Source organism: Methylobacterium sp. WL1, assembly GCF_008000895.1.
GTDB lineage: Bacteria > Pseudomonadota > Alphaproteobacteria > Rhizobiales > Beijerinckiaceae > Methylobacterium.
On sequence record NZ_CP042823.1, the window covers coordinates 42255 to 68372 of the forward strand.

The 26118-nt window shown below is 69.3% G+C and carries 29 protein-coding genes and 1 tRNA gene; 24 read left to right on the forward strand and 6 right to left on the reverse strand.

What is annotated here, in order from left to right:
- Window positions 1-64 precede the first annotated feature (64 nt).
- The 4 genes from FVA80_RS00430 to FVA80_RS00445 all read left to right on the forward strand — a co-directional run bounded on the left by FVA80_RS00430 (window position 65) and on the right by FVA80_RS00445 (window position 2138).
- Window positions 65-421: a response regulator gene (locus FVA80_RS00430; protein WP_007558883.1), complete on the forward strand. Its 357-nt coding sequence runs from the start codon at window positions 65-67 to the stop codon at window positions 419-421.
- Between the two features lie 133 nt (window positions 422-554).
- A complete protein-coding gene (gene grxC, locus FVA80_RS00435) occupies window positions 555-824 on the forward strand; it encodes a glutaredoxin 3 (protein WP_147908522.1) in 270 nt (89 codons plus the stop codon).
- Window positions 817-1674 (forward strand): carbon-nitrogen hydrolase family protein, encoded by an 858-nt coding sequence (locus tag FVA80_RS00440; protein WP_147908504.1) that lies wholly within the window; start codon window positions 817-819, stop codon window positions 1672-1674. The genes grxC and FVA80_RS00440 overlap by 8 nt, the downstream gene beginning before the upstream one ends.
- A gap of 8 nt (window positions 1675-1682) precedes the next feature.
- Window positions 1683-2138: a DUF1178 family protein gene (locus FVA80_RS00445; protein WP_147908503.1), complete on the forward strand. Its 456-nt coding sequence runs from the start codon at window positions 1683-1685 to the stop codon at window positions 2136-2138.
- Between the two features lie 21 nt (window positions 2139-2159).
- Here the strand turns inward: FVA80_RS00445 and FVA80_RS00450 are convergent, their stop codons facing one another.
- A complete protein-coding gene (locus FVA80_RS00450; RefSeq protein ID WP_147908502.1) occupies window positions 2160-2648 on the reverse strand; it encodes a disulfide bond formation protein B in 489 nt (162 codons plus the stop codon).
- A gap of 2 nt (window positions 2649-2650) precedes the next feature.
- A complete protein-coding gene (locus FVA80_RS00455; protein ID WP_147853841.1) occupies window positions 2651-3232 on the reverse strand; it encodes a YqaA family protein in 582 nt (193 codons plus the stop codon).
- A 137-nt stretch (window positions 3233-3369) separates the two neighbouring features.
- On the opposite strand from FVA80_RS00455, the gene FVA80_RS00460 reads away from it, so the two are divergent.
- The 5 genes from FVA80_RS00460 (at window position 3370) to FVA80_RS00475 (ending at window position 6296) form a co-directional block, all read left to right on the forward strand.
- Window positions 3370-3454 (forward strand) — tRNA-Leu (locus FVA80_RS00460).
- 205 nt (window positions 3455-3659) lie between these two features.
- Window positions 3660-4601: an FAD-dependent oxidoreductase gene (locus FVA80_RS00465; RefSeq protein WP_246692215.1), complete on the forward strand. Its 942-nt coding sequence runs from the start codon at window positions 3660-3662 to the stop codon at window positions 4599-4601.
- A complete protein-coding gene (locus tag FVA80_RS00470) occupies window positions 4601-5518 on the forward strand; it encodes a histone deacetylase (protein WP_147908521.1) in 918 nt (305 codons plus the stop codon). Before FVA80_RS00465 ends, FVA80_RS00470 begins: the two co-directional genes overlap by 1 nt.
- 182 nt (window positions 5519-5700) lie before the next feature.
- Entirely contained in the window at window positions 5701-5874 is a 174-nt protein-coding gene (locus FVA80_RS30255) for a hypothetical protein (RefSeq protein WP_187193556.1), read from the forward strand.
- 179 nt (window positions 5875-6053) lie between these two features.
- A complete protein-coding gene (locus tag FVA80_RS00475; protein ID WP_147908500.1) occupies window positions 6054-6296 on the forward strand; it encodes a hypothetical protein in 243 nt (80 codons plus the stop codon).
- A gap of 9 nt (window positions 6297-6305) precedes the next feature.
- Here the strand turns inward: FVA80_RS00475 and FVA80_RS00480 are convergent, their stop codons facing one another.
- The 3 genes from FVA80_RS00480 to FVA80_RS00490 all read right to left on the reverse strand — a co-directional run bounded on the left by FVA80_RS00480 (window position 6306) and on the right by FVA80_RS00490 (window position 9113).
- Window positions 6306-7466, reverse strand: coding sequence for an alanine racemase (locus FVA80_RS00480; RefSeq protein WP_147908499.1), 1161 nt, complete (start codon window positions 7464-7466; stop codon window positions 6306-6308).
- A gap of 124 nt (window positions 7467-7590) precedes the next feature.
- Window positions 7591-8226: a 2-dehydro-3-deoxy-6-phosphogalactonate aldolase gene (locus FVA80_RS00485; protein ID WP_147908498.1), complete on the reverse strand. Its 636-nt coding sequence runs from the start codon at window positions 8224-8226 to the stop codon at window positions 7591-7593.
- The gene (locus FVA80_RS00490; protein WP_147908497.1) at window positions 8223-9113 is read right to left on the reverse strand and encodes a 2-dehydro-3-deoxygalactonokinase; all 891 of its coding nucleotides are present in this window, start codon (window positions 9111-9113) and stop codon (window positions 8223-8225) included. Before FVA80_RS00490 ends, FVA80_RS00485 begins: the two co-directional genes overlap by 4 nt.
- A gap of 272 nt (window positions 9114-9385) precedes the next feature.
- On the opposite strand from FVA80_RS00490, the gene FVA80_RS00495 reads away from it, so the two are divergent.
- The 12 genes from FVA80_RS00495 to FVA80_RS00550 all read left to right on the forward strand — a co-directional run bounded on the left by FVA80_RS00495 (window position 9386) and on the right by FVA80_RS00550 (window position 21410).
- The gene (locus FVA80_RS00495; RefSeq protein WP_147908496.1) at window positions 9386-10144 is read left to right on the forward strand and encodes an ABC transporter ATP-binding protein; all 759 of its coding nucleotides are present in this window, start codon (window positions 9386-9388) and stop codon (window positions 10142-10144) included.
- A complete protein-coding gene (locus FVA80_RS00500; protein WP_147908495.1) occupies window positions 10137-10880 on the forward strand; it encodes an ABC transporter ATP-binding protein in 744 nt (247 codons plus the stop codon). Before FVA80_RS00495 ends, FVA80_RS00500 begins: the two co-directional genes overlap by 8 nt.
- Before the next feature lie 94 nt (window positions 10881-10974).
- Entirely contained in the window at window positions 10975-12192 is a 1218-nt protein-coding gene (locus FVA80_RS00505; RefSeq protein ID WP_147908520.1) for an ABC transporter substrate-binding protein, read from the forward strand.
- A gap of 28 nt (window positions 12193-12220) precedes the next feature.
- The gene (locus tag FVA80_RS00510) at window positions 12221-13108 is read left to right on the forward strand and encodes a branched-chain amino acid ABC transporter permease (RefSeq protein ID WP_147855162.1); all 888 of its coding nucleotides are present in this window, start codon (window positions 12221-12223) and stop codon (window positions 13106-13108) included.
- Window positions 13109-13131: 23 nt separating this feature from the next.
- Window positions 13132-14118, forward strand: coding sequence for a branched-chain amino acid ABC transporter permease (locus tag FVA80_RS00515; protein ID WP_147908494.1), 987 nt, complete (start codon window positions 13132-13134; stop codon window positions 14116-14118).
- Between the two features lie 80 nt (window positions 14119-14198).
- Window positions 14199-14552 carry a hypothetical protein gene (locus FVA80_RS00520; RefSeq protein WP_147855164.1) on the forward strand — a complete coding sequence of 118 codons (354 nt, stop codon included), beginning with the start codon at window positions 14199-14201 and terminating at the stop codon, window positions 14550-14552.
- 78 nt (window positions 14553-14630) lie between these two features.
- Window positions 14631-16610, forward strand: a complete 1980-nt coding sequence (gene mutL / locus FVA80_RS00525; protein ID WP_147908493.1) for a DNA mismatch repair endonuclease MutL — start codon at window positions 14631-14633, stop codon at window positions 16608-16610.
- A 36-nt stretch (window positions 16611-16646) separates the two neighbouring features.
- Window positions 16647-17852: an acyl-CoA dehydrogenase family protein gene (locus tag FVA80_RS00530; RefSeq protein WP_147908492.1), complete on the forward strand. Its 1206-nt coding sequence runs from the start codon at window positions 16647-16649 to the stop codon at window positions 17850-17852.
- Between the two features lie 261 nt (window positions 17853-18113).
- Complete coding sequence (gene bktB, locus FVA80_RS00535; protein ID WP_147908491.1) at window positions 18114-19292, forward strand: beta-ketothiolase BktB; 1179 nt, start codon at window positions 18114-18116, stop codon at window positions 19290-19292.
- Between the two features lies 1 nt (window position 19293).
- On the forward strand, window positions 19294-20061 hold the full coding sequence (locus FVA80_RS00540; protein ID WP_147908490.1) for an SDR family NAD(P)-dependent oxidoreductase: 768 nt from the start codon (window positions 19294-19296) through the stop codon (window positions 20059-20061).
- Window positions 20062-20064: 3 nt separating this feature from the next.
- Window positions 20065-21075 (forward strand): phosphotransferase family protein, encoded by a 1011-nt coding sequence (locus FVA80_RS00545; protein ID WP_147908489.1) that lies wholly within the window; start codon window positions 20065-20067, stop codon window positions 21073-21075.
- Between the two features lie 2 nt (window positions 21076-21077).
- Complete coding sequence (locus FVA80_RS00550) at window positions 21078-21410, forward strand: DUF6285 domain-containing protein (protein ID WP_147908488.1); 333 nt, start codon at window positions 21078-21080, stop codon at window positions 21408-21410.
- 165 nt (window positions 21411-21575) lie between these two features.
- On the opposite strand, the gene FVA80_RS00555 is transcribed toward FVA80_RS00550, so the two are convergent.
- A complete protein-coding gene (locus FVA80_RS00555; RefSeq protein WP_147908487.1) occupies window positions 21576-23240 on the reverse strand; it encodes an AMP-binding protein in 1665 nt (554 codons plus the stop codon).
- A gap of 251 nt (window positions 23241-23491) precedes the next feature.
- Between FVA80_RS00555 and FVA80_RS00560 the strand changes: the two genes are divergently transcribed.
- From FVA80_RS00560 to FVA80_RS00570, 3 genes are all read left to right on the forward strand, one after another.
- On the forward strand, window positions 23492-24034 hold the full coding sequence (locus tag FVA80_RS00560; RefSeq protein ID WP_147908486.1) for a phasin family protein: 543 nt from the start codon (window positions 23492-23494) through the stop codon (window positions 24032-24034).
- On the forward strand, window positions 24031-24975 hold the full coding sequence (locus tag FVA80_RS00565) for an alpha/beta hydrolase (protein WP_246692216.1): 945 nt from the start codon (window positions 24031-24033) through the stop codon (window positions 24973-24975). Before FVA80_RS00560 ends, FVA80_RS00565 begins: the two co-directional genes overlap by 4 nt.
- Window positions 24976-25361: 386 nt before the next feature.
- The gene (locus FVA80_RS00570) at window positions 25362-25814 is read left to right on the forward strand and encodes a helix-turn-helix domain-containing protein (protein WP_147908485.1); all 453 of its coding nucleotides are present in this window, start codon (window positions 25362-25364) and stop codon (window positions 25812-25814) included.
- Window positions 25815-26118: the final 304 nt, after the last annotated feature.

Sequence of the window (26118 nt, forward strand, 5' to 3'; positions counted from 1 at the left end):
CCTTGTTTACCATCGCGTCCCTTTATGGGATCAACATTTCGACTCGAGGGCTCGGAAACGGCCGATGAAAATCCTGCTGGCGGAAGACGACAACGACATGCGCCGGTTCCTGGCCAAGGCGCTGCAGAACGCGGGCTACGATGTCCTGTCCTTCGACAACGGCCTCTCGGCCTACAACCGGCTGCGCGAGGAGCCGTTCGAGCTGCTGCTGACCGATATCGTGATGCCCGAGATGGACGGGATCGAGCTGGCGCGGCGCGCCACCGAGCTCGACCCGGACATCAAGGTGATGTTCATCACCGGCTTCGCCGCGGTGGCGCTCAACCCGGATTCGAAGGCTCCGAAGGATGCCAAGGTCCTGTCGAAGCCGTTCCACCTGCGCGATCTCGTCAACGAGGTCGAGAAGCTGATGGCCGCCTGACCGGCCGATCGGCTCTGGATTCACCAGGGGCCGCTGCGGTTGCGGCTCGGTTCGGCTGTGACCACACGGGCATAGGTAAATCGACGGGCGTACTCCTATATGACGGGAGTTCCCGCGCGAGATGACGCCCGCCATGCAGCCGGTCACGATCTACACCACGGCCTGGTGCCCTTACTGTTCGGCGGCCAAGAGCCTGCTGAAGGAGAAGGGCGTCGCCTTCCAGGAAATCGACGTCGAGCGCGCCCAGGGTGGCCGGGCCGTGATGGTCGAGCGCGCCGGTGGCCGCACCAGCGTACCGCAGATCTTCATCGGATCGACCCATGTCGGCGGCTGCGACGATCTCTACGCCTTGGATCGTGCCGGCAAGCTCGATCCGCTGCTGACGGACAAGGCCGATGCCTGAGAGGCGCTTCACCGCCGCCTGCGTGCAGATGCGCTCGGGCCGCGACCCGGGCGCCAATCGCGACGCGGCTGTTGCCGGGGTGCGCGAGGCTGCCGACCGCGGCGCGCATTACGTCCAGACTCCCGAGATGACGTCGCTGGTCGAGCGCAGCCGCGAGCGCCTGTTCGCGCACGTCACCGAGGCCGAGCAGGATCCGACCCTGGCCGGCCTGCGGCAGACCGCCCGGGACACCGGGGTGATGGTGCATATCGGCTCGCTGGCGGTGCGGTCGGGCGACAAGATTGCCAACCGGGCCTTCCTGATCGGCGCGGATGGGGAGATCCTGGGGTCCTACGACAAGCTGCACCTGTTCGATGTCGACCTGCCGAGCGGCGAGCGCTGGCGTGAATCGGCCACCTATACCGGCGGCGCCTGCGCGGTGGTGGCGGCGACCCCTTGGGCGACGCTCGGCCTGACGATCTGCTACGATATCCGCTTCCCGGCCTTGTACCGCGCCCTCGCAGAGGCTGGGGCCGAGGTGCTCACCGCACCGGCCTGCTTCACCCGCCAGACCGGTGAGGCGCATTGGCACATCCTCCAGCGGGCGCGGGCGATCGAGTCAGGCGCCTTCATGATCTCGGCGGCCCAGGGTGGAATCCACGAGGACGGCCGCGAGACCTTCGGCCATTCCATGATCGTCGATCCCTGGGGGCGGGTGCTCGCCGATGCCGGCGGGTCCGAGCCGGGCGTGATCCTGGCCGAGATCGACCTCGCTCAGGTCGCTGACGCTCGGGCGCGGATTCCCGCCCTGCAACACACGCGCGCGTTCACAATCGAGCGCATCGGGCCTCAGGTTCAGGCCGTACAGTAAGCACACCCATGATCCGGTACAGTCTCGTTTGCGAATCCGCGCACGGCTTCGACAGCTGGTTCCCGTCCTCCGAATCCTACGATGCGCAGGCGGAGCGTGGGCTGGTGACCTGCCCGATCTGCGAGAGCGCGAATGTCACGAAGGCGCTGATGGCGCCCAACGTGGCCCGCAGCGATCGCAATGAGCGTCCGGCGCCGGCGGCGCCCCAGGCCGAAGCTCCGATGGCGATGATCGCGGAGCCCGAGCGGCAGGTACGGGCGATGCTGCGGGCGCTGCGCGAGCAGGTCGTGGCCAATTCCGAGCATGTCGGGACGCGCTTCCCAGAGGAGGCGCGCAAGATCCACTACGGTGAGGCCGAGGGCCGCTCGATCTACGGCGAGGCCAGCCCGGCCGAAGCGCGCGCCCTCATCGATGAGGGGATCGACGTCGCGCCGATCCCGATCATGCCCGACGACCGCAACTGAGGCGCACCGTACCGCGGGAGCTCAGGACCGCAGGGCTGCGGTGCCGGCGAACGAGGCCAGGACGAAGGCGACGACGGCGTTCCACCCGGCCAGGGAGATCCCGAGGATGCGCAAGGCCGCCACCGAGCAATCCACGACCTTCGTGTTCTGAAGCGCATTCAGGAATTCGCCGACCTGTCCCGGGTTCGCACCCGTGCCGCCGCCGCAATCGCTCGGGCCCGGCCAGAATCCCCATTCCGCGCCACCATGGTAGACGCCGAGCCCGGCGCCATACAGGAGCCCCAGGGCGGCGAGCCCGAGCGCCAGGCGAGCCAGGCGCTCGGGCGCGAACAGCGCGGCGAGCCCAAGGGGCAGGGCGGCGTAGAAGGGCAGGCGCTCGGTCAGGCAGAGCTTACACGGCGCATAGCCGTAGCCGTACTGCAGCACCAGAACGGCGGCCAGGACCAATGCCGAGCCGAGAGCCAGCCCAAGACCCGCCTTCTTGAGGCGCAGTGCCGACGCGAAGTTCATGGCTACAGGATCACCTTGAACAGCAGGAAGCCGAGGACGATCACGGCGACCGAGATCGCCACGACCACGTTGAGATGCCGATCGAGCACGCCGCGGATCTGGACGCCGTAGCGGCCCAGCAGTCCGGCCAGGATGAAGAACCTGGCCCCGCGGGTGACGATCGACAGCACCGTGAACCAGAACAGGCTGTAATGGGCGAAGCCCGACGTGATCGTGACGAGCTTGTACGGGATCGGCGTGAGCCCCTTCAACAGGATCACCCAATGGCCGTAGCGGGCGTAGGAATCCTGGAAGGTCGCGGCCGAATTCTGCAGCCCGTACAGCCGGATCAGCCACTCGCCGAGGGAATCGAACAGCAGCGCCCCGATCGCGTAGCCGACCAGCCCGCCGAGCACCGAGGCCACCGTGGCGATCGTCGCGTAGAGCCAGACCCGATCCGGACGGCTGACCGCCATCGGGACCAGCATCGCGTCCGGCGGGACCGGGAAGAACGAGCTTTCGGCGAAGGCGACGGCCCCGAGCACGTAGGGCGCGGAGGGCCTGCCGCTGAGCGCGAGGATCCACGCGTAGAGCCGGCGGAGCATTCAGGGTCCGGGTCGTGAGGAAGCGGCCGTCCTTTGAGCACAGGCGCCGCGCCTTGGCCAGATCGGCAGTGTCGGCAAAAAACCCGGCCGCGCACCCTTGGCGTGGAGGCCACACTTATGCGAAGAGCCCGACGCGCGCGGGTATGGCGGAATTGGTAGACGCGGGCGACTCAAAATCGCCAGCCGCAAGGCGTGGGGGTTCGATTCCCTCTACCCGCACCATCGTCTCGGCTTCCGAGCGATCGAGCAGCGCGCATCGGACCGGGCCTTTCGCTGCGTCGCCCATGAGAGTCTCCGGTTGTGGCCGCATCGTTGCTCACGCGCGAGCGCTTGCGTCGCGGCCTGTTCGCTCTGACGCCCGACGGATCATCCCCTATCTCTGCCGTCTACGCGGATGCAGGGTCCGCGTTGCGCCGGGGGCGGTATCGTGAGCCACAACAGACGCGTCGCGATCCTGGGCGCTGGAATGGCCGGCGCCACGGCGGCGCGTCATCTCGCCGAGGCCGGCCTGCCCGTGCAGGTGTTCGACAAGGGACGCGGCGTCGGCGGCCGCATGGCGACCCGCCTTTCGGGCACGATGCAGTTCGACCATGGCGCGCAATTCCTACGTGCGCACGGCGATGCCTTCGCCGCGCGGGTTGCCGACTGGGACATGCGCGGGATCACGGCGCCCTGGGGCGGGGCGATGCGCCGCGTCGGCGTGCCGGGCATGACCGCGCCGGTCCGGGACTTTCTGGCCGAACTTCCCGTGTCCAGCGGTACGACGATCACGCGTATCGTCCGCGACGAGGCGTCCTGGCGACTGACCGACAGCGCGGGCGGGCATCACGGCCCGTTCGCGGCGCTGGCGATCACCTTCCCGGCGCCACAGACCGTTACGCTGTTGGCGGCCTCCGGTTTCGCGATGCCCGAGATCCAGCATGTCTCCTACGCACCGTGCTGGTCGCTGATGCTCGCGGTCGATGAGGCGCCCACGGCAGCCCTGATCGAGCCGAAGGACGGTCCGCTCGGGCTCATCGCGACGGACTCGTCGAAACCCGGCCGTCCCGCCGGCATCCGCCTGACCGTACACGCGAAGCCCGATTGGTCGCGCGCGCATCTGGAACTGTCGCGGGATGCGGTCGTGTCCGAGTTGACGCGGGCTGCGGCGGCGTGTCTGGCCGCGCCGCTTCGGCCGAGCTACGCGGAGGCGCATCGCTGGCGCTTCGCCCAGGTCGAGACCGCCTTGGGTCGCCCCTGCCAGTACGATCCCGCGCTCCGACTGGGAGCGGCCGGCGACTGGTGTCTCGGGCCGCGGATCGAAGCGGCCCATGACAGCGGCCTGGCGCTTGCGCAGGCGATCCTCGGCGATCTCGGCCCGGCCGCGTGATCCCGCCCATCGCCTTCCACCCGGCCTACGAATCGAGCCTTCCGGCGGGCCATCGCTTCCCGATGCGCAAATATGGCCTGCTGGCCGAGACGCTGGTGGCCAAGGGGCTGGCGCCGCTCGGCTTCGTCACCCCGGAGCTCGCCGGGGCCGAGATCCTGGTCCAGGCGCACGACCCCGCCTACGTGGCTTCCGTCCTCGCCGTCGCGGTCCCGCCGGAGATCGAGCGCGCCATAGGCCTACCCGTGGATGCTGCCCTGGTCCGCCGCTCGCGCGCCTCCGTGGGCGGGACGCTCCTGGCCGCCCGCCTGGCCCTGGCCGAGGGGCTGGCCGGAAGCGCGGCCGGTGGAAGCCATCACGCACGGCGGCTTCAGGGTGCAGGCTTCTGCGTGCTGAACGACGTGGCCGTCGCCGCCCGCACGCTGCAGGCGGAGGGCGCGGTGAGGCGTGTCCTGGTGGTCGATCTGGATGTCCACCAAGGCGATGGCACCGCGGATTGCCTGGCGCTCTGCCCGGAACTGTTCACGCTCTCGATCCACTGCGAGAACAACTATCCCGCGCACAAGATCGCCGGGGACCTCGATATCGGCCTGCCGGACCGTCTCGATGACGGCGGCTACCTCGACGTGCTGCGCGCCCGGCTGCCGCCGCTCCTCGACGCGCTGGCGCCCGACCTAGTGTTCTACAATGCCGGAGTCGATCCGCACCGCGACGACCGCCTCGGGCGGCTCTGCCTGACGGATGCGGGCCTGCTCGCCCGGGATCGGTTCGTCATCGCGCAGGCCCGCACCCGCGCTATCCCGGTCGTTGCGGTGATCGGCGGCGGCTACACCTACGATGTCGAGGCGCTGGCGCTGCGGCATTCACTGGTCTTCGAGGCGATGGCCGCGGAGGCTGCGGCGGACTCCGCCTCCAGGTGAGGCCCGGATGCATCAGGTCCCGGCGGATGAGTGTGGACCGGCGGCCCGGAAAGGTTTTGGGAAGGGTCGCCGCCGAAGATCCGGAAGTCACGGATCGATGAGACGACGCCGGGCGGGCGTGTTGAACAGCTTCGCCCCAGGCAGACATGCTGAAGATCCAGTGACGCCATTGGGACTCAGCCATGCTTACGCGAATCTGGGAGGTCTTGAAGGCGACGATAGCGGCGGTGGCCCTGATCACCGCGGCTCTCGTCTCGGCGGACAAGCTCGATCGGCAGAAGGCGCCGGCCAATGCCGCCGCGTCACAGATCGAGCCTGTGGCAACCGGGGCGATCACGCCGGTGGCAAGACCCTGACCGTACGAGACGCGCTGCAGGATATCCGGCTGAGGTGCCGCATGGCGGTGACGATCCGCGGCGCTGCGGCAGAATAGGTCGGTCGCGCGATGGATATTTCGGTGTGTCGCGGCGTTCACGCCGCACTTCGAGGCTTGGCCGTTAAAGCCCATCCATCATCCGCCTGAGGATTCCCGTCGATGAAGTCCGCCACGTTCGCTCTGCTCGCCCTGATCGCCGGCGCAGCGCCCGCGCTGGCGCAATCCCGTGCCGACCGCGCGGCCTGCACCCCGGACGTGATGCGTCTCTGCGCAGCCCAGATCCCCAACGTGGCAGCGATCACGGTCTGTCTGCGCCAGCAGCGACCGAATCTGAGCGCCGGCTGCCGCACGGTGATGGACCAGTCGGACCGTCCGGTGCGGACTGTCTCGAACGGGCGGTAAGACCCGACATTACCAGCCGTTGATGCGCGGCCAGACCGCCCCGCTCAGCCCGCCGTCGGCGACGACATGGTAGTGGTCGTGCTGGGCGCCGGTGGCGCAAGCATGGTTGGGCAGGATCCGAAGCCGTGCCCCGATCGGCAGGTCGGGGAGGGGCGCTGACGAGCCCGGCCGGAGGGCCAGGATCCCGTGTTCCTGGTTCGCGTCCCGTACGATCAGGTCCGGGTAGGGCTGTCCCGTCCCGTCGCAGGCGATGCCGTAGCCCTGATCGATGGCCTGACGCGCCGTACCGCGGTCGCGGGACAGCGCCATCCAGCCGGCATCCGTGATGATCCAGCCCTTCTCCCGCTGGTGGCCGATCACCGTGGTCAAAACGGTCAGGGCGATCTCGTCGACCCGGCAGGAGCCGACGCCTGCCTGGAACAGGTCCCCGATCATGAATACGCCGGCCCGGACCTCGGTGATGCCGTCGAGGTTGTCGGCGTAGCGCGCGGTCGGCGTCGAGCCGACGCTGACAACCGGGCAGGGCAGGCCGGCGCCGCGCAGGATCGCGGCCGCCGCCACGGCGGCGGCGCGTTCGGCTTCGGCTGCCGCCTTCAGCGCGGCGGGATCAGTGAGGCCGTAGCTGTCGCCCGCATGCAGCAGCACGCCGCGCAGGGAGGCACCGTCGGAGAGCACCCGGCCGATCGCCACCAGCGTATCCGCATCGCGCGGATCGACGCCGGAACGATGACCGTCGGCATCGACCTCGATCAGCACCGGCAGCGGGTCGTCGTTCCGGCGGCTCCACGCCGCCACGGCGTCGGCCTGCTCAGCCGAATCGAGCACGATGGCGAGGTCCGCATCCCAGCGCCGCCGGATCGCCCCAACACGGTCGAGCTTCTGCGGCGCGATCCCGACGGCGTAGATCAGGTCGCGCACGCCCCCCTCGGCGAAGTGCTCGGCCTCCCGGAGGGTCGAGACCGTCGCGGGTCCGGACGGGCTCGCCATGGCGATGCGGGCGACGGCGAGCGATTTCGCGGTCTTCAGGTGCGGCCGCAGCGTTACGCCCAGCCGGTCGAGCCCCGCCCGCATGGTCGCGACGTTGGCAGCCAGCCTGTCCGCGTCGAGGAGAAGGCAGGGCGTCTCGAGTCCGTCGAAGCCGTCCGCCCGTCCGATCCGCCCGTCCGCCATCCGCCTGCTCCCGCCTGCTCCACGCGGGCGCGTTTCTAGACCGCAGCGCCATCTCTGTCGCGCTCGGGTTACGAGGATTGACGATACTCGACGGACAGCCCCGGTTCGGTAGGGCTACGCGCAATCAGGCAGGTCCGCTGATCGCCGCGATGAAGGCTGAAGCGTCCCGGGCGACCTCATCTGCAGGCTTGCCGGGGCGATAGAGGTTCGAACCGAGCCCGAAGCCCACCGCGCCGGCCTGCCGCCAAATGGATACGCTATCGGGCTTGACGCCGCCGACGGCGAGCACGCGGGCGCTGGCCGGGAACACGGCCCGGTGCGCCTTGAGCGCTGCCGGGGTCGCGATGTCCGCGGGGAAGAGTTTCAGGGCGGTCGCGCCGGCTGCGAGGGCGGCGAATGCCTCGCTCGGCGTCTGATAGCCGGGCAGTGAGACGAGGCCCGCGGCTACGGACGCGCCGATCACCGCCGGGTCGGTGTTGGGCGAGACGATCAGGGTCCCGCCCGCCGCCGCGACGTCGCCGACCTGACCGGGCGTCAGAACCGTGCCGGCTCCCACCAGGGCACGCCCGGCGAAGCGTTCGGCCAGCAGCCCAATGCTTCGGAGCGGATCGGGCGAGTTCAGCGGCACCTCGATCAGGGTGAACCCGGCCTCGACCAGCGCGTCGCCGATCGCGGGTGCCTCGTCCGGGGTGAGTCCGCGCAGGATCGCCACCAGGGGGCAGGCCGCGAAAGCGACTTCGAAACGGTCGAGGATCGTCATGCCCGCGCTTTCGAGATGGCCTGCCAGATGGCGTGGATGCCGGCCGTCGTGGCGCCGTCCGGCACGGCAACGGCATGGCCGCCAGCTTCCGTGATCGCAACAGTGTAGAGCGCGGCTAGCGCGCCGCCGCCGAGCAGGTGCACCGGACGCTCGGCCAGATCGGTGCGCGTGCCGACATCCGCGCCGATCATGAGGCCGCTGGCGTAGGCGGCGGCATCGTCAGGCGCCAGCCGGGCGAGCAGCACCCCGGCGCGGACCTCGAACAAGGCGGCGGCGAGGTTGCGCGCCTCGCGCCCGCGGCGGAGCCCGTCCCGGAAGGCGGGACCGTCCGCGACCGCACCGTCCAGCATGCCGGCCAGGATGCCGTGGGTGCGGACCAGGGCGAAGAGTTCGCCGGTCATCACGGTGGCAAAATCGGTGATCGCGCCGTCCACCGTGGCGATCCATTTGTTGTGCGTGCCGGGCTGGCAGAACAACGCCGTCGGCGGCGCGGCGCCGCTGCTGATCGCGCCCAGCACCTGGACCTCCTCGCCACGCATCACGTCCGGCCGCGGGCCGCTCCGGAGCGCGACACCCGGGATGATCCGCACGTCGGGGGCGACCGCGAGGCTCGCCGCGGCGAGGTCCCGCAACGCTGCAGGCGCATCGATATAGAGAGCTTCGCGCCAGCCGCGCGTCGAGCCGACCATGCCGGCTGCGACCACGACCTGCGCGCCGAAGCGCTCCCGCAGCCGCGCGATGGCGCCGGGATAATCGTTGGGCGATAGCGCGAGGACGCCGCGATCGTCCTGCTGGGTGTCGATCACGACGCCCTCCGCCGACATCGCGTAGGCGCGCCGGTTGGTGGTGCCCCAGTCGACGGCAATGTAGGCCGCTTGGCCGACCATGCGCGCCCTCCCTGCCCGTGATTTGTATGAGTTACAGGCTCGGCCGAAGTTGGGTCAAGCGGCTTGCCGACACCCGGTCGGCCCGGATCGACCGGCCGTCAGGTGCCCTCCGCGCCGGTATCATCATCCCGACGGGATGTTGGCCCGACCCCGGAAAGCATCAGCATATCATGAGCCGGGGATTGTCCCGCCGCGCCGAGCGTTTGCGATGGACTGTTCAGGGCCGGATCGGCGATATGGCAGGCAATAAATCATACGCGGGAGGGACGCGCTTGGCACGGGACGTGATCCTGGCGACCGATGGCTTGACGATGGAATTCAAGGGATTCCGGGCCGTCAACGGCGTCAAGTTGGAAGTCGAGCGCGGGACGATCCATGCGCTGATCGGCCCGAACGGTGCCGGCAAGACTACCTGTTTCAACCTGCTCACGAAGTTCCTGATCCCGACCGCGGGCACGATCCGGTACAAGGATCGGGACATCACCGGGCTGCGCGCCGCCGACGTGGCTCGGCTCGGCCTCGTGCGTTCCTTCCAGATCTCGGCGGTATTTCCGCACCTGACGGTCACCGAAAACGTCCGCATCGCGCTCCAGCGCCGGCGCAGGGGGGATTCGTTCGACTTCTGGCGCCCCGAGAAGGTGCTGCGGGCGCTCAACGGCGAGGCGTTGGCGCTCGTCGAGGCCGTGGGCCTGTCAGAGTTCGCCGATTCGCTCGCGGTGGAACTGTCCTACGGCCGCAAGCGCGCCCTCGAGATCGCCACGACCCTGGCGCTCGATCCCGAGATGCTGCTGCTCGACGAGCCGATGGCCGGCATGGGCCACGAGGACGTCGACCGGACGGCGCAGCTGATCCGGCGGGTCTCGAAGGATCGGACGATCCTGATGGTCGAGCACAATCTCTCGGTGGTCGCGTCGCTGTCCGACCGCATCACTGTTCTGGCGCGCGGACAGGTCCTGGCCGAGGGCGATTACGCCACCGTCTCGAAGGATCCGCGCGTGGTCGAGGCTTATATCGGGTCGGGACATGCTTGAGGCCGCCGTGAAGAGACCCGCGCCGGCCGCGGCGACCGATGCCCTCCTCACAGTCCGCGGCCTGGAGGGCTGGTACGGCGAGAGCCACGTGCTGCACGGCATCGACCTCGATGTCCGGGCCGGCGAGGTGATCACGCTGCTCGGCCGGAACGGCGCCGGCAAGACCACGACGCTCCGGGCGATCATCGGCATCCTGGGTAAGCGATCCGGATCGATCGTCTATGACGGTGTCGAGACGATCCGAATGGCTTCGCGCAACATCGCCCGGCTCGGCCTCGGCTACGTCCCGGAGGAGCGCGGCATCTTCGCGAGTCTCACGGTCCACGAGAACCTGATGCTGCCGCCGCGGGTGAAGCCCGGCGGCATGACGGTGGCCGAGATCCACACCCTGTTCCCGAACCTGAAGGAGCGTGCGGGCAGCCAGGGCACCAAGCTCTCGGGCGGCGAGCAGCAGATGCTCGCCATCGGCCGGATCCTGCGGACCGGCGCCAAGCTGATCCTGCTGGACGAGCCTACCGAAGGTCTCGCGCCGGTGATCGTGCAGCAGATCGGCCGGACGATCCAACAGTTGAAGTCACAGGGCTACACCATCGTGCTGGTGGAGCAGAATTTTCGCTTCGCGCAGACCTTGGCCGACCGGCACTTCGTCATCGAGCAGGGCAGGGTGGTCGACATGATCTCGAATGCCGAGCTTGACGCAAATATCGACAAGCTTCACGCCTATCTCGGCGTCTGAGGCGGACGACCAATACCTGATCAGCGCCGGAGAACGGCGTCGGACGCTCGGCAGGCGGTCATCCGCTGCGCCGCTGGAGGATAGGAAGACCATGATGTTCGGACGTCTCATCGGGTCCGTGTCCCTCGCTGCCCTCGCGGGTGCCCTGATGATGGGCGGCGCGAGCGCGCAGACGAACGTGAAGATCGGCATCCTGGGCGACCGCTCGGGCGCCTATTCCGACATCAGCGGCGAAGGCTCGGTCGTCGCCGCAAAGCTGGCGGTGGAGGATTTCAAGCCGGCAGAGCACGGGCTGAAGGTCGAGATCGTCTCCGCCGACCACCAGAACAAGCCCGATGTCGGGGCCGGCATCGCCCGGCAATGGTATGACCGCGACGGCGTCGACATGATCACCGACGGCGTGACCTCGTCGGTCGCCCTGGCGATCAGCCAAGTGACCAAAGAGAAGAACAAGGTCTTCATCGATACCGGCGCCGGGACCGCCGACCTCACCGGCCCGCAATGCACGCCGAACACGATCCACTGGGTCTACGACACGGTGGCGCTCGCCAACGGCACCGGCGGCGCAATGGTCAAGCGCGGCGGCAACACTTGGTTCTTCCTTACCGCCGACTACGTCTTCGGCCAGACCCTGCAGCGCGACACCAGCGCGGTGATCACCAAGAACGGCGGCAGGGTCATCGGCTCGGTCAAGACCCCGTTCCCGACCTCGGACTTCTCGTCGTTCCTGCTGCAGGCGCAGGGGTCCGGCGCCAAGGTGATCGGGCTCGCCAACGCGGGCACCGACACGATCAACGCGATCAAGCAGGCCGGCGAGTTCGGCATCACCGAGGGCGGCCAGGCTTTGGCCGGGCTCCTCGTGTTCTCCTCGGACGTGCATTCGCTCGGGACCAAGGTCGCGCAGGGCCTCGTTCTCACCGAGCCGTTCTACTGGGACCTGAACGACCAGACCCGCGCCTTCTCGGACCGGTTCGCCAAGCAGATGAAGGGCAACTCGAAGCCGACCGCCAACCACGCGGGCGTCTACTCCGACGTGCTTCATTACCTGAAGGCGATGGCCGAGCTGAAATCCGGAGCCGACGGTGCCGCTGTGGTCGCCAAGATGAAGTCCATGCCCACCGACGACCCGCTGTTCGGAAAGGGCACCATCCGCGCGGACGGCCGCAAGATCCACGACATGTACCTGTTCGAGGTGAAGAAGCCCTCGGAGTCGAAGGGTGAGTGGGACCTCTACAACAAGCTCGAGACGATCCCGGGCGATCAGGTCTTCCGGCCGCTCAACGACGGCAATTGCCCGTTGGTGAAGGGCTGACGGTGCGGGTCCGGCACGGAGGACGGCTATGACCACGATCTTCGGCGTGCCGACCCAGGCGCTGTTCGGACAGTTGCTGCTCGGCCTGATCAACGGCTCGTTCTACGCGATTCTGTCGCTCGGTCTCGCGATCATCTTCGGGCTCCTCAACATCATCAACTTCGCCCACGGCGCGCTCTACATGATGGGCGCGTTCGTGGCCTGGATGCTGCTGACTTATGTCGGGCTCGGCTACTGGTGGGCGCTCGGGCTGGCGCCGCTGGTGGTGGGGGCCTTCGGCATTCTGCTGGAACGGGTGCTGATCGCGCGCCTCTACAAGCTCGATCACCTCTACGGCCTGCTCCTGACCTTCGGGCTGGCGCTGATCATCCAGGGCCTGTTCCGCAACCAGTACGGCGTGTCGGGGCTGCCCTACGCGATCCCGGCCGAGCTGTCGGGCGGCCAGCGCCTGCCGTTCATGTTCCTGCCGAACTACCGGGCCTGGGTGGTGGTGGCCTCGCTCACCGTCTGCATCGCGACGTGGTTGGTGATCGAGAAGACCAAGCTCGGCGCCTACCTCCGGGCCGCGACCGAGAACCCGACCCTGGTCCAGGCCTTCGGGGTGAACGTGCCGCTTTTCCTGACCCTGACCTACGGGTTCGGCGTGGCGCTCGCGGGTTTCGCCGGGGTCCTCGCCGCCCCGATCTACTCGGTGAACCCGAACATGGGCGCCGACATCATCATCGTGGTCTTCGCCGTGGTGGTGATCGGCGGCATGGGCTCGATCATCGGCTCGGTGATCACCGGCTTCGCCCTCGGCCTGGTCGAGGGCTTGACCAAGGTGTTCTACCCGGAGGCGTCGGCCACCGTGATCTTCGTGATCATGGTGCTGGTGCTGCTCGTCAAACCCGCCGGCCTGTTCGGGCGCACGGCCTGAAAGAGATCAGAGGCTCGATCCCCATGGCCGACACCGCCGCCATCGACGTCGCCCCGATCGCCGCAGCGCTGCCGACGCGCCGCAACGACAAGGCGCTGCACTGGATGATTTTTCTCGGCATCGCGGTCGTGCTGACCGCGGCGCCGCTGATCCTCTATCCCGTCTACCTGATGAAGGTGCTGTGCTTCGCGCTGTTCGCGCTCGCCTTCAACCTGCTGCTCGGCTACGGCGGCCTGCTCTCGTTCGGTCACGCCGCCTATTTCGGCATGGCGAGCTATCTCTGCGCCTACACGGCCAAGAGCCTCGGTTTCACGCCGGAATTGGCGATCCTGTCGGGCACCGCCACCGCGGCCATGCTCGGGCTGGTCTTCGGCTCGCTGGCGATCCGCCGGCAGGGCATCTACTTCTCGATGATCACACTGGCGCTCGCCCAGATGGCGTTCTTCTTCTCGCTGCAGGCGAAGTTCACCGGCGGCGAGGACGGGATCCAGGCGGTGCCGCGCGGCAACCTGTTCGGGGTGTTGAGTCTCGCCGACGACCGGGCGATGTATGCCGTCGTCTGCGTGGTCTTCATGGCCGGGATGCTGCTGATCTACCGGATCATCCACTCGCCGTTCGGGCAGGTGCTCAAGGCGATCCGGGACAACGAGCCCCGGGCGATCTCGCTGGGCTACCGCGCCAACCAGTACAAGCTCGCGGTCTTCGTGCTCTCGGCGACGCTCGCGGGGCTTGCGGGCTCGACCAAGGCGATCGTGTTCCAGCTCGCCTCGCTCACCGACGTCCACTGGTCGATGTCCGGCGAGGTGGTGCTGATGACGCTGGTGGGCGGCATGGGCACGGTGTTCGGGCCGATCGTGGGCGCGCTGGTGATCGTCACGATGGAAACGTATCTGGCGCAGTTCGGCGCCTGGGTGACGATCATTCAGGGCTGCGTCTTCGTGCTCTGCGTGCTGCTGTTCCGCGAGGGCATCGTCGGCCTGATCGCCCGGATCATCCGCAAGCCGCTGTGAGACGCGGCGGGTGCCGGTTCGTTGACGGATCATTAACCACGCCCGCTCAACCTGCAGTTCCCAGGCTGACAGGTTTGACCATGACGAAGACCCAGCCGCTGAGCATCGACGATCCGGCGGCGGATTGCCCGATCCCGCCGGAAACCGTCGGACAATTGATCAAGGCCGACGCCGACACCGCGACGTACATCCTCGACGGCATCCCCGAGGCGACCCGGGCACGCCTCGCGGTCTGGCTGTATGGCCGCAGCCATACCCACGAGATCGGCGTGCGCGTCGCGGCGACCTGCGACGGCGCCACGCTGCGACGGGCCGCCGGCGTCGTCGGTACCGCCCTCTACGACGCGTCGCGCCGCCCCTACAAGGCGCCGAGCCACGGCGCCCGGCCTGCGGGCAGCCGCATCTCGTTGGGCGGATCGAGTCGCCGCGCCTGAGCGCCGCGGCGTCGCGACACGATCCCTGTCATCCGGTCCGCTAGGAGCGCCGCCGCCCAGCCGCTATCGTGCGCGTCGATGTCCACCCTTGCGCCCGTCATCCGCCGTCTCGACCCGATCCTCGTCGACCGCATCGCGGCAGGCGAGGTGGTCGAGCGCCCCGCCTCGGCTGTGAAGGAGCTGGTCGAGAACGCCATCGATGCCGGCGCCCGTACCATCGACGTGGTGGTGGAGAACGGCGGTCGCCGGCTGATCCGGGTGATCGACGACGGCCGCGGCATGGGCCCGGACGACCTCGCATTGTGCGTCGAACGCCACGCGACCTCGAAGCTGCCCGGCGGCGATCTCTCGGCCATCGACACGCTGGGATTCCGCGGCGAAGCGCTGCCCTCGATCGGTGCCGTGTCGCGGCTCGCGATCACGACTCGTCCCGAGGGCGCCGATGCCGGGGCGAGCCTCACCGTCGAGGCCGGCCTTAAGGGTCCGGTCCGTCCGGCCCCGGCCCAGCGCGGCACTCGGATCGAGGTGACCGAGCTGTTCGCAGCGACGCCCGCGCGGCTGAAGTTCCTGAAATCCGACCGGGCCGAGAACGCCGCCATCGCGGAGACCCTGCGTCGGCTCGCCGTGGCCCAGCCCGGCATCCGCTTCACGCTGCGCGCCGATGCCGGGCAGCCGCTGCTGCTGCCGTCCGAGACCGGACCCGAGGGCGAGCTCCGCCGCTTAACAGCGGTGCTGGGCGCGGATTTCGCCGCCAACGCGCTGCCGGTATCGCTCGCCCGGGAAGGATTCGCGGTCACCGGCCATGTCGGCCTGCCGACCTATCACCGCGGGGCGGCCGGCTATATTCACCTCGTGGTCAACGGCCGCCCAGTGCGCGACCGGCTGCTGCTCGGCGCGGTGCGGGGCGCCTATGCCGACACGCTGGCCTCAGACCGGCACCCGGTGCTCGGGCTCGCCATCGCGTGCGATCCCGACTTGGTCGACGTCAACGTCCACCCGGCCAAGACCGAGGTGCGGTTCCGCGAGCCCGGTCTCGTGCGGGCGCTCGTGGTCAGCGCGATCCACGACGCCCTGCGCCGGGGCGGCGCCCGCTCGGCCACCACCGGGGCCAGCCGGACCCTCGACGCCCTGCGTCCGGCCGGCCCCGCGCTGGCGACCCATACCGGCGCCGCCGTGCCGAGCCTGTTCCGGTCCGCCCGCCCGAGCTTCTTCCCGGCGAACACGCCCTCCGTGGCGGCGCCGTCGGGCTACAGCCGAGCCCAAGCCTGGCGGCCTGACAGCTGGCAACCGGCAACCGAGCCGGACGACCGCGAGCCGGTGCCCGTCTTCGGCGACGCGCAAGGGTTCGGCGAGGCTCCGCAGGCGCCGTTCGCGCACTCGCCCGAGGCGGATCTCGCGGCCCCGCCCCAGGCGGATGTCCGGCCGGTGGTCGAGGCGGCCGAGGCCGTCGATCACCCGCTCGGCGCTGCCCGCGCCCAGATTCACGAGACCTACATCCTCGCCCAGACCCGGGACGGCCTGGTGATCGTCGATCAACACGCCGCCCACGAGCGTCTGGTCTATGAGCGCATGAAGGCGGAGCGGGCCCGGGGTGGTATCGCCCGCCAGGGCCTGCTGATCCCCGACGTGGTCGAGATGAGCCCGGACGCCGCCGAGCGCTTGGTCGCCGCGGCCCCGGACCTCGACCGGCTCGGCCTGTCGATCGAGGCGTTCGGTACCGGTGCGGTGCTGGTGCGCGAAGTGCCGGCCGCGCTGGTCGGCGCCTCCGTGCGCGATCTCGTGACCGACATTCTCGACGCGCTGGAGGCCAGCGGAGACGAGGAGGGCGGCGCCCCCGCCACCGAGGGTGGCCCGCTCGGCCGGCGCCTGGACGCGATCCTGTCGCGCATGAGCTGCCACGGCTCGGTCCGCGCCGGCCGCCGCCTGCGTCCGGAGGAGATGAACGCGCTCCTGCGCGAGATGGAGGCGACGCCGAATTCCGGGCAGTGCAACCACGGCCGCCCGACCTCGATCGAGTTAAAGCTCTCCGACATCGAACGGCTGTTCGGCCGCCGATAAGTTCCCGCAAACAGGCATCCATCGGAGCCCGCGACCATGGATTTCACCATCTCCCGCCGCGTCGAGGAATACCGCACGCGGATCGCGGCCTTCGTGGACGCGCATATCGTTCCGCTGGAATCGGACCCGGAGGCCTATGACGGGCACGGCAATATCAGCCTCGCCGAGCTGGCGCGGCTGCGCAGACTCGCGAAGGCCGAGGGGCTGTGGTGCCTGCAGCTAAAGCCCGAGACCGGTGGAGCCGGCCTCGACAAGGTCGGCATGGCGGTCTGCTACGAGGCGATGAACCGCTCGATCTTCGGACCGGTCGTGTTCAACTCGGCCGCCCCCGACGACGGCAACATGATGGTGCTGGAGAAGGTCGCGACCCCGGACCAGAGGGCCCGCTGGCTCGACCCGATCGTTCGCGGCGAGGTCCGCTCGGCCTTCGCGATGACCGAGCCGCATCCCGGCGGTGGCTCCGATCCCGGCATGATTCAGACCCGGGCCGAGCGGCGGGGCGACACCTACGTGGTCACCGGCCGCAAATGGTACATCACCGGAGCGGAGGAGGCCGCGCATTTCATCCTGATGGCGCGTACATCCGACGATGCGCGCAAGGGGCTGACCGCCTTCCTGTTCCACAAGGATCAGCCCGGCTGGGAGATCCTGCGCCGGATCCCGATCATGGGCCCGGAGGAGCACGGCGGCCACTGCGAATTGCTGTTCGACGGGCTGGAGATCCCCGCCGGGAACGTCCTGATGAACGAGGGCGACGGGCTGAAGCTGACGCAGATCCGCCTCGGCCCGGCGCGTCTGACCCACTGCATGCGCTGGCTCGGCCTGTCGAAGCGCTGCGTCGAGATCGCCCGGGCCTATGCGGGGGAGCGCCACGGCTTCGGCATCCGTCTTGCCGACCGCGAAAGCATCCAGTTGATGCTGGGCGACCTCGCCATGCGGATCGAGATCGGCCGCCTGCTGGTGATGAAGGCCGCCTGGGCGCTCGACCAGGGCAGCTTTGCCCGCAAGGAGGTCTCGATGGCCAAGGTCCACGTCGCCAACCTGGTGCACGCGGCAGCCGACATCGCCATCCAGATCAACGGTGCCCGGGGCTACTCCACCGACACGCCGCTCGAATGGATCTACCGCTACGCACGCCAAGCCCGTCTGGTGGACGGTGCCGACGAAGTCCACAAGATGGTGCTCAACCGCAACCTCGAAGCCGAGGGTGATTCTTTTTGGACCTGGGGTGTGGAGGGGTGACGGTTGTTCTTCCACCTCGGCAGGGTGGAAGAACAACCCACCGTCCGCACTCGTGATGTGCGGCGAAGCCGCCTTGATGGAGGCCCCGGGGATCGCGCAACGGAATGCTTGGCTACTCCGAGGCGCCCTGACACGGGCGCCTCCGGATGAGGGCGCCGGTGAGAGGACCGTTTGTCTGCTCATTCGCCGGTGAAGACTAGAATTCGGTAGCGGGAACGCCAGGATCGGTGTTCAGCCGACGAGAGGAAAGGTCCGCGAGACATGACAGATGTCGTGATCACCGGCGCGGTGCGCACCGCGATCGGCACTTTCGGGGGCTCGCTCTCGGCGATCCCGCCGGCCGAGCTGGCAGCGCAATGCATCGCGGAAGCGCTGAAGCGGTCCGGGACCGCGCCGGAGGCGGTGGGCCACGTCGTGATCGGCAACGTCATCCCGACCGAGCCGCGCGACGCCTACATCGCCCGGGTCTCCGCGATCGAGGGCGGGATCCCCGAGGCCGTGCCGGCGCTCACGGTCAACCGCCTGTGCGGCAGCGGGCTGCAGGCGATCGTCTCGGCCGCGCAGGCGATCATGCTGGGCGACGCCGAGGTGGCGGTCGCCGGGGGCGCCGAGAGCATGAGCCGGTCGCCGCATCTCCTGACGACCGGGCGGTTCGGCCAGCGCATGGGCGACGCGACCCTGGTCGACTACATGGTCGGCGTGCTGAACGACCCGTTCGGCAACGGCCATATGGGCGTCACCGCCGAGAACGTGGCCGCGCGCTACGGCATCTCCCGGGCCATGCAGGACGCGTTCGCGGCCGAGAGCCAGGCCCGGGCCGCCCATGCGATCGGCGAGGGCCGATTCCGTGAGCAGATCCTGGCCGTCGCGGTCCAGCGCAAGCGCGAGACGGTGGCGTTCGAGACCGACGAGCACCCGAAGGCCACCAGCGTCGAGGATCTCGCCAAGCTTCGTCCGGCCTTCTCCAAGACCGGCAGCGTCACCGCCGGCAACGCCTCCGGCCTCAATGACGGCGCCGCGATCGTCGTGCTGGCGAGTGCCGCCGCGGCCGAGCGTGATGGGTCCAAGCCCCTCGCCCGGATCGTCGGGTACGCCCATGCCGGGGTCGATCCGTCCGAGATGGGCATGGGTCCGGTGCCGGCCGTTGAGCGCCTGCTGGCGCGCACCGGATTGCGCGCTGCCGACTTCGACGTGATCGAATCGAACGAGGCTTTCGCGGCCCAGGCCTGCGCGGTCTCCCGCGCCCTGGATCTCGACCCCGCCAAGGTCAACGCGAACGGTGGCGCCATCGCGCTCGGCCATCCGCTCGGCGCCACGGGGGCGATCGTCACCGTCAAGGCGCTCTACGAACTCGCCCGGGTGAACGGCCGCTACGGCCTCGTCACCATGTGCATCGGCGGCGGACAGGGCATCGCCATGGCCATCGAGCGGTTGCACTGAGATGGCCGGCCTGTTCGATCTCACCGGCCGGCACGTGCTGGTCACCGGGGCCTCCAGCGGCCTCGGCCGCCACTTCGCCGGCACGCTGGCTAAAGCCGGCGCCTGCCTGTCGCTCTGCGCCCGCCGGGCCGACGCGCTGGCCGAGACCGTCGCCCGGGTCGAAGGGGAGGGCGGCGAGGCGCAGGCAATCGTGATGGACGTCACCGACGCCGCGAGCGTCGAGCGGGCACTCGATGCCGCCGAGGCGCGGTTCGGGCCCGTGGCGGTGCTCGTCAACAATGCCGGCGTCACCGCAACGAAGCCGGCCCTCGAGCTGGACGAGGCCGATTGGGACTTCGTCCTCGACACCAACCTGAAGGGCGTCTGGCTCGTCGCGCAGGCGACCGGGCGGCGCATGGTCCGGCATGGTTCCGGCGGCAGCATCGTCAACATCGCGTCGATCCTCGGCCTGCGGGTCGCCGGTGGGCTGGCGCCCTACGCCGCCTCCAAGGCCGGGGTCGTCCAGCTCACCAAGAGCCTCGCGCTGGAATGGGCCCGCCACGGGATCCGGGTGAATGCCCTCGCCCCCGGCTACATCGCCACCGATTTGAACGATGCGTTCTTCGAATCCGAACCCGGCAAGGCGCTGATCAAGCGCGTCCCGCAGCGCCGGCTGGGCGAGGCATCCGAACTCGATGGGCCGCTGCTGTTGCTCGCCTCCGGGGCGGGCTCGTACATGACCGGCAGCGTCGTCGCGGTCGATGGCGGCCACCTCGTCTCGGGGCTTTAGCGGATGGAACAGGCGCAGCTGCGCGACTGGATCGCCTCGCATCTCGGCTGTCCGGATCTCGCCATCGAGGCGGTCCAACCCCTCGGCGGCGGCTCGATCCAGGAGAACCGGCTGGTCCGCTGCCGGATCGGCGACACCGTTCGGGGCTTCGTGCTGCGCATGGACGCCGCCGCGACCATCGCGTCGAGCCGTTCCCGGGCGGAGGAGTTCCACATCCTGGACGCGGTCTGGAAAGCCGGCGTCCGGGTGCCGGAGCCGGTCGCCTTCTGCGCCGATCCCGCAATCGTCGGAGCGCCCTTCGCGCTGATGGGCCTCGTCGAGGGCGTGGGCCTGGGGCCGCGCATCGCCAAGGACCTGAGCCTCGGCGGCGACCGGGAGATCCTGGCCGAGACCCTTGGCCGCGAACTCGCCCGGATCCACGCCGCGCTCGACCCGCGCGAGGTGCCGGCTGCACTCGCCTTCCTCGGGGCGCCCGAGCCGCAGCCGGCATTGGCCGAGATCGCCCGCCTGCGTGCCAGCCTCGACGGGATTGGCGCCAAGCGCCCGGCGATCGAGTGGGGTCTGCGCTGGGGCAAGGTGCGGGCCCCGGCTTGTCGGGCGCCGTCCCTGGTGCATCGCGACTTCCGCACCGGCAACTACATGGTGGATGCGTCGGGCCTGACCGCGATCCTCGACTGGGAGTTCGCCGGCTGGGGCGATCCTGCGCAGGATCTCGGCTGGTTCTGCGCAACCTGCTGGCGGTTCGGCCGAACGGATCTGGAGGCCGGCGGCATCGGCTCCCGGGCGTCGTTCTACCGGGGTTACACGCAGGAGAGCGGCCGGACCATCGATCCGGACAGCGTCGCCTATTGGGAGGTGATGGCGCATCTGCGCTGGGCGGTGATCGCCCTGGAACAGGGTGCCCGCCACGTCTCGGGCCGGGAATTCTCATTGGAACTGGCGCTCACCGGCCGGATGGTGCCCGAGCTGGAACGCACGATTTTGCGGGCGACCGCCCCGGAGAACTGGAGCTGAGCATGCAGGACGAACCCTCCGGCGCCGCTCTCCTCGACGCCGCCCGCCGGGCGCTGACCGAGGAGGTCGCCCCGGGCCTCACCGGCCGCCCCCGCTACGTCGCCCTGATGGTCGCCAACGCGATCGGAATCGCTGCCCGGGAGATCGCCCAGGCCGACCGGCTCGGCGAGACCGGCGCTCGACTGCTGGGCGGCGCCGGCCATGACGCCCTGGACGACCTGATCGGTACAATTCGAGCCGGCGCGCGCGATGCCGACCCGGAACTGCACACCCGCCTCAGCGCCGCGACGGAGGCCGCCGCCGACATCTGGAAGCCGTCGAAGCCCGCGGCGTGACGCTCATATCGGGAGACATCCAGCCCAGCGCCTAACCCTGAGACGCCGCCGCGAAGCGGGGCCCTCGAAGAAGGAAGCCTCCAGCGATCGTTCGACGAACTGGAGGATTCCTTCGAGGCAGCTGCGCAGCACCTCGGGTTGAGGTGGCCGCTGGGGTACCCGGCTTCAGACAGGATCCGACAGCTCCCGAGCCTGCTCGCGCAAGATGAACTTCTGGATCTTGCCGGTCGAAGTCTTCGGCAGGGGGCCGAACACCACCGTCCTGGGCACCTTGAACCGGGCCATCCGCTCCCGGCAGAAATCGATCAGCTCGCGGTCGGTGGGAGCCGCCGCGCCGGGCTTCATCTCCAGGAAGGCGCAGGGACTCTCGCCCCAGGTTTCATCCGGGCGTGCCACCACGGCCGCCAGCATCACGGCGGGATGGCGCATCAGCACTTCCTCGACCTCGAGACTGGAGATGTTCTCGCCGCCCGAGATGATGATGTCCTTGGCCCGGTCCTTGATCTCCACGGAGCCGTCTGAGTGCCAGACCGCGAGGTCGCCGGTGCGGTACCAGCCTCCGGCCAGCGCCCGCGCGGTGGCCTCGGGGTTGCCGAGATAGCCCTTCATCACAGTGTTGCCGCGCAGGCAGATCTCGCCGACCGTGGTGCCGTCCTGCGGCACCGGCCGGTCGGTGGCGGCATCGAACACGACGACACCCTCCAGGGTCGCCAGCGCGACGCCCTGGCGCGCCATCCGGGCGTAGCGGTCCTGCTCCGGGAGGTCGGCCCAGTCGGGCTGTTCCAGGCAGACGGTGGCGGGGCCGTAACTCTCGGTGGCGCCGTAGAGGTGCGTCACTTGGAAGCCGAGTTCCTCCATGGTGCGGATGATGGTCGAGGATGGCGCGGCCCCGCCCACCGCGCAGCGCACCCGATGCCGGAAGGGCACGCGGGCCGAAGCCGGCGCGTGGGCGATCATCGAGAGCACGATCGGCGCGCCGCACAAATGCGTCACGCGGTGCTGGGCGATCAGCGAAAAAATCGCCGCCGGCTCGACCTTGCGCAGGCAGATCTGCGTCGCACAGGCCGCCACGCTCGCCCAGGGGTACGACCAGCCGCTGCAATGGAACATCGGCAGGGTCCAGAGATAGGCGCTCTCGGTGGTGAGGCCGAACGTGACCGCATTGCCGAGCGCCTGCAGGTAGGCGCCGCGATGGCTGTAGACCGCGCCCTTCGGATCGCCGGTGGTGCCCGACGTATAGAGCAGGCAGAGCGATTGCCACTCGTCGGCCGGCCCGGGCCAGGCATAGTCCGGGTCGCCCTCGGCGAGCAGGGTCTCGTACGGGACCGCGCCGGCGATGCCGGTGGCGCCGATCTCCACGACCAGGAGCGGCTTCGCGCGGTCGGCGAGCGCCCGGGCGGCCAGCGCACCGAACTCAGCCTCCACGATCAGCACCCGGGCGCCGCCATGGTCGAGGGAGAACGCGATCGTCGCCGGATCGAGGCGGGTGTTGAGCGGGTTCAGCACCGCGCCCAGCATCGGCACGGCGAAATGCGCCTCGATCATCTCGGGCACGTTGGGCGCTAGGATCGCCACCGTGTCGAGGTGCCCGATCCCGCGCCCGGCCAGGCCGGAGGCGAGGCGGCGGCACCGCGCGTACAGCTCGCCGTAGGACAGGCGGCGATCCCCATCGATCACCGCGACCCGCGCCCCGACGGAGGCGGCGGCCCGGGCCAGCAGGCTGGCCGGCGTGAGCGGGACGTAGTTCGCCGGGCTCCGGTCGAGCCCGGTCTCGAACGGATGAGAATCGGAGTCCCGGGCGCCCGCTTGGGGCGGAACTGTCTCCGTCATCGGTGGGCCTTCTGATCGGGCGGCTGGCGTGGCGTGCGCAGGCAGAGAGATGACGTCGCGTCCCTCCGGACTGTCAATCGGGGCGCTGGTTACAGCCGGTGCCGGTCATCATGGGCCGCACGGGCGCGGAGTACCCGGCGGGGCGGTCCGAGGTCTGTCACGCCGCTGCGGTTGACGGCGGCCCCGCCCTGACGGATGCCGGACCCGGTGCCTGACCGGGCGGTCATGGCAGTCGACGGGGGGAGGAGCTCGTGAAGGACGACAATCTGCCGATGGTTCGGCCGCCACAGGCCGGGCGCGAGATGGCCGAGGGCAGTCTTGCGCGGGTTCGCGAGGCCTACGAACAGTTCGCCGAGGCCGGCGAGATGGCGCTGAACGCCTTCGAAACCTCGATGGCCCAGACGTTCGAGGGCTGGCGCTCGGTCATGGGCTCGAGCCGGGAGACCGCGCACCAGCTCTCCGACAGCAACATCGCAGGCACGCGCAGGATGCGCGAGCAATGGGAGGCTGCCGGCGCGCGCCTCTACAATGCATTCGAGGACAATGCCGGCCACTCCATGGCGGCGATGCGAGAGATCGGGCACCGCATGCTGGTCGCCTCGGACACCAACGTCCGCGCCTCACTGGATTTCGCCGAGCGCCTCGCGAAGGCGGCCGACGCCCGCGAGATGGCGGCTTTGCACGTGACGTTCATGCAGGAGCAGTCGCGTCGCCTCACCGACCAGATGGTCGACCTGCACCAGACTACGACCCGCCTGGCGCGTGAGGCCGCATCCCGCACGGATACCCCGTGACCTCCTCCGCCGCCGAGAGGCCTGAAGCGGGCGCGCCCGAGGCGATGCCGCGCCTCGACGACCTCAGCCGCGCCGACGTTCCGTTCCGGACCGGTCATTTCGCCGCCTACGCGCCGCATGACTTCCACCGGATCGCGTATGTCGAATGGGGCGACCCGGACAGCCCGCACGTGGTCGTGTGCGTCCACGGCCTGAGCCGGCAGGGCCGGGATTTCGACCCCCTCGGCTACATGCTGGCGAAGATGGGCTACCGGGTGGTCTGTCCCGATTTGCCCGGGCGTGGGTTGAGCGGCTGGCTCAAGGATCCGGAACTCTACGGCCTGCCCCAATACGCCGCCGACATGGCGGCGCTGATCGGTCACCTGCGGATCACGGGCAAGATCGACTGGGTCGGCACGTCGCTCGGCGGCCTCACCGGGATGGTGCTGGCGGCCTCCGCCAACACCCCGATACGCCGGATGGTGATCAACGATATCGGGCCGTTCCTGCCCTGGGCGCCGATCCGCCATATCGGCTCACGGCTGCGCGATGCTCCGCGGCTTCACCACAACTTGGCCTCGGGCGAGTCGCGGCTTCGGACCGTCCTGGCAGCCTTCGGCCCGCTCACGGACGAACAGTGGCGGCATATCGCCAAGCACAGCTTCTTCCCCGAGCCCAACGGCGGCTGGCGCCCGCATTACGATCCCGGCATCGGTGACGCCTTCCGGCCGGGCCGGGTCTACAGCGTCAGCATGTGGCGCGACTGGGACGCGATCACCTGCCCGGTCCTGCTGCTGCGCGGCGAGCGCTCGGAGCTGCTCCTCGCCTCGACCGCGGACGAGATGACCCGGCGTGGCCCGGCCACCGAGCGCATCGATATCCCGGATTGCGGCCACGCCCCGGCCTTGCTCGACGCGGAACAACTTCGCATCGTCACCGACTGGCTCGGCCCGGCCGCGTGATCGCCAAGGATCCGCGCCGAGCGCATCGGCGCCGATCCGCATCCCGTCAGTTTAGGCAAAACCGAATCACTTGCGCAGTAGGCAATCGTGCAAAGGCGACCGGTTGCGAGAAGTCCCCGTCTGCGTAGTCGGTGTCGTCAGAATTGATGGGCCGTCGCACTCTGTGTCGATCGCCTTGAAGTCATTGAGAAACCGAGGCGGCTATGCTCACACTGCATGGTCGCGCAAGCGTGACCATTCGTTGCACACTCGGCTGCACTGTGGCATCAACATGCGGCTCGGCTGGACCTTGGCCGCTCAATGTTGCACCTGTGGGTTGTGAGCGGCGGCTAAGTTCCGCACGACCACACGCCTGCCGCAACCTGAAGAAGTTCGGACTCTCCACCATGTCCAACCCAACCCCCAAGCCGAAACAGACCACGGCCATCGATCACGGGGTCGGCAGCCGCATCGCGTTCCTGCGCGCGGCCAACGGGCTGAGCCAATCCGCACTGGCGAGCGCACTGGGCGTCAGCTTCCAGCAGGTCCAGAAGTACGAGACCGGCAAGAACCGCGTCGGCGCGGGGCGCCTTCAGGCGATTGCCGAGCGCCTCGGCGTCCCGGTCTCGAGCTTCTTTGAACCCGAGCCGGAGGCCGCCTCCGAGAACGGCCCGACGCTGCTCCGGATCGCCGGTGCCGTGGAACTGCTCCGCGCCTACAACCAGATCGGCGACGATCAGATGCGCCGGGACGTCATTGCGCTCGTGAAGTCCGCGGCCCGGATCGGCCATGGTCCCGCTGCCGCGGACAGCGCCCCGCAGCGGATTGTCACCAACGGCGCCGCCGCACCGTCGGCCTGATAGCCTGACCGACATCGGCTGACCGGCCCCGGCCGTTCGCACACGTCGTCTCGCGAAGTTGTTTCTGGAGGCGACGGCGATGTCTGCTTTGGACCTGACGAACCTCTACGCCGATCTCGACCTTGCGGCCTCTGAGGAGGTCGTCACCGTTCGGTAGTCGGCGCTGGGGCTGCGCTGAGCACATCGTTTCGACGGGACAGGCGAGCCCGCCTGGACTCGAAGACGACCAGCCCCATGCCGAAGGGGTTGCGATGCTTGCGAGAGATCTCCCGCGTTGCGCTTGGCCGACGAGCCGGAGTCGGCG

What these genes read in the sequence shown, in the direction of transcription:
- FVA80_RS00430 (WP_007558883.1), top strand. Translation starts at nt 65, where the DNA reads ATGAAAATCCTGCTGGCGGAAGACGACAACGACATGCGCCGGTTCCTG.
- grxC (WP_147908522.1), top strand. Translation starts at nt 555, where the DNA reads ATGCAGCCGGTCACGATCTACACCACGGCCTGGTGCCCTTACTGTTCG.
- FVA80_RS00440 (WP_147908504.1), top strand. Translation starts at nt 817, where the DNA reads ATGCCTGAGAGGCGCTTCACCGCCGCCTGCGTGCAGATGCGCTCGGGC.
- FVA80_RS00445 (WP_147908503.1), top strand. Translation starts at nt 1,683, where the DNA reads ATGATCCGGTACAGTCTCGTTTGCGAATCCGCGCACGGCTTCGACAGC.
- FVA80_RS00450 (WP_147908502.1), bottom strand. Translation starts at nt 2,648, where the DNA reads ATGAACTTCGCGTCGGCACTGCGCCTCAAGAAGGCGGGTCTTGGGCTG.
- FVA80_RS00455 (WP_147853841.1), bottom strand. Translation starts at nt 3,232, where the DNA reads ATGCTCCGCCGGCTCTACGCGTGGATCCTCGCGCTCAGCGGCAGGCCC.
- FVA80_RS30255 (WP_187193556.1), top strand. Translation starts at nt 5,701, where the DNA reads ATGCTTACGCGAATCTGGGAGGTCTTGAAGGCGACGATAGCGGCGGTG.
- FVA80_RS00475 (WP_147908500.1), top strand. Translation starts at nt 6,054, where the DNA reads ATGAAGTCCGCCACGTTCGCTCTGCTCGCCCTGATCGCCGGCGCAGCG.
- FVA80_RS00480 (WP_147908499.1), bottom strand. Translation starts at nt 7,466, where the DNA reads ATGGCGGACGGGCGGATCGGACGGGCGGACGGCTTCGACGGACTCGAG.
- FVA80_RS00485 (WP_147908498.1), bottom strand. Translation starts at nt 8,226, where the DNA reads ATGACGATCCTCGACCGTTTCGAAGTCGCTTTCGCGGCCTGCCCCCTG.
- FVA80_RS00490 (WP_147908497.1), bottom strand. Translation starts at nt 9,113, where the DNA reads ATGGTCGGCCAAGCGGCCTACATTGCCGTCGACTGGGGCACCACCAAC.
- FVA80_RS00500 (WP_147908495.1), top strand. Translation starts at nt 10,137, where the DNA reads ATGCTTGAGGCCGCCGTGAAGAGACCCGCGCCGGCCGCGGCGACCGAT.
- FVA80_RS00505 (WP_147908520.1), top strand. Translation starts at nt 10,975, where the DNA reads ATGTTCGGACGTCTCATCGGGTCCGTGTCCCTCGCTGCCCTCGCGGGT.
- FVA80_RS00510 (WP_147855162.1), top strand. Translation starts at nt 12,221, where the DNA reads ATGACCACGATCTTCGGCGTGCCGACCCAGGCGCTGTTCGGACAGTTG.
- FVA80_RS00515 (WP_147908494.1), top strand. Translation starts at nt 13,132, where the DNA reads ATGGCCGACACCGCCGCCATCGACGTCGCCCCGATCGCCGCAGCGCTG.
- FVA80_RS00520 (WP_147855164.1), top strand. Translation starts at nt 14,199, where the DNA reads ATGACGAAGACCCAGCCGCTGAGCATCGACGATCCGGCGGCGGATTGC.
- mutL (WP_147908493.1), top strand. Translation starts at nt 14,631, where the DNA reads ATGTCCACCCTTGCGCCCGTCATCCGCCGTCTCGACCCGATCCTCGTC.
- FVA80_RS00530 (WP_147908492.1), top strand. Translation starts at nt 16,647, where the DNA reads ATGGATTTCACCATCTCCCGCCGCGTCGAGGAATACCGCACGCGGATC.
- bktB (WP_147908491.1), top strand. Translation starts at nt 18,114, where the DNA reads ATGACAGATGTCGTGATCACCGGCGCGGTGCGCACCGCGATCGGCACT.
- FVA80_RS00540 (WP_147908490.1), top strand. Translation starts at nt 19,294, where the DNA reads ATGGCCGGCCTGTTCGATCTCACCGGCCGGCACGTGCTGGTCACCGGG.
- FVA80_RS00545 (WP_147908489.1), top strand. Translation starts at nt 20,065, where the DNA reads ATGGAACAGGCGCAGCTGCGCGACTGGATCGCCTCGCATCTCGGCTGT.
- FVA80_RS00550 (WP_147908488.1), top strand. Translation starts at nt 21,078, where the DNA reads ATGCAGGACGAACCCTCCGGCGCCGCTCTCCTCGACGCCGCCCGCCGG.
- FVA80_RS00555 (WP_147908487.1), bottom strand. Translation starts at nt 23,240, where the DNA reads ATGACGGAGACAGTTCCGCCCCAAGCGGGCGCCCGGGACTCCGATTCT.
- FVA80_RS00570 (WP_147908485.1), top strand. Translation starts at nt 25,362, where the DNA reads ATGTCCAACCCAACCCCCAAGCCGAAACAGACCACGGCCATCGATCAC.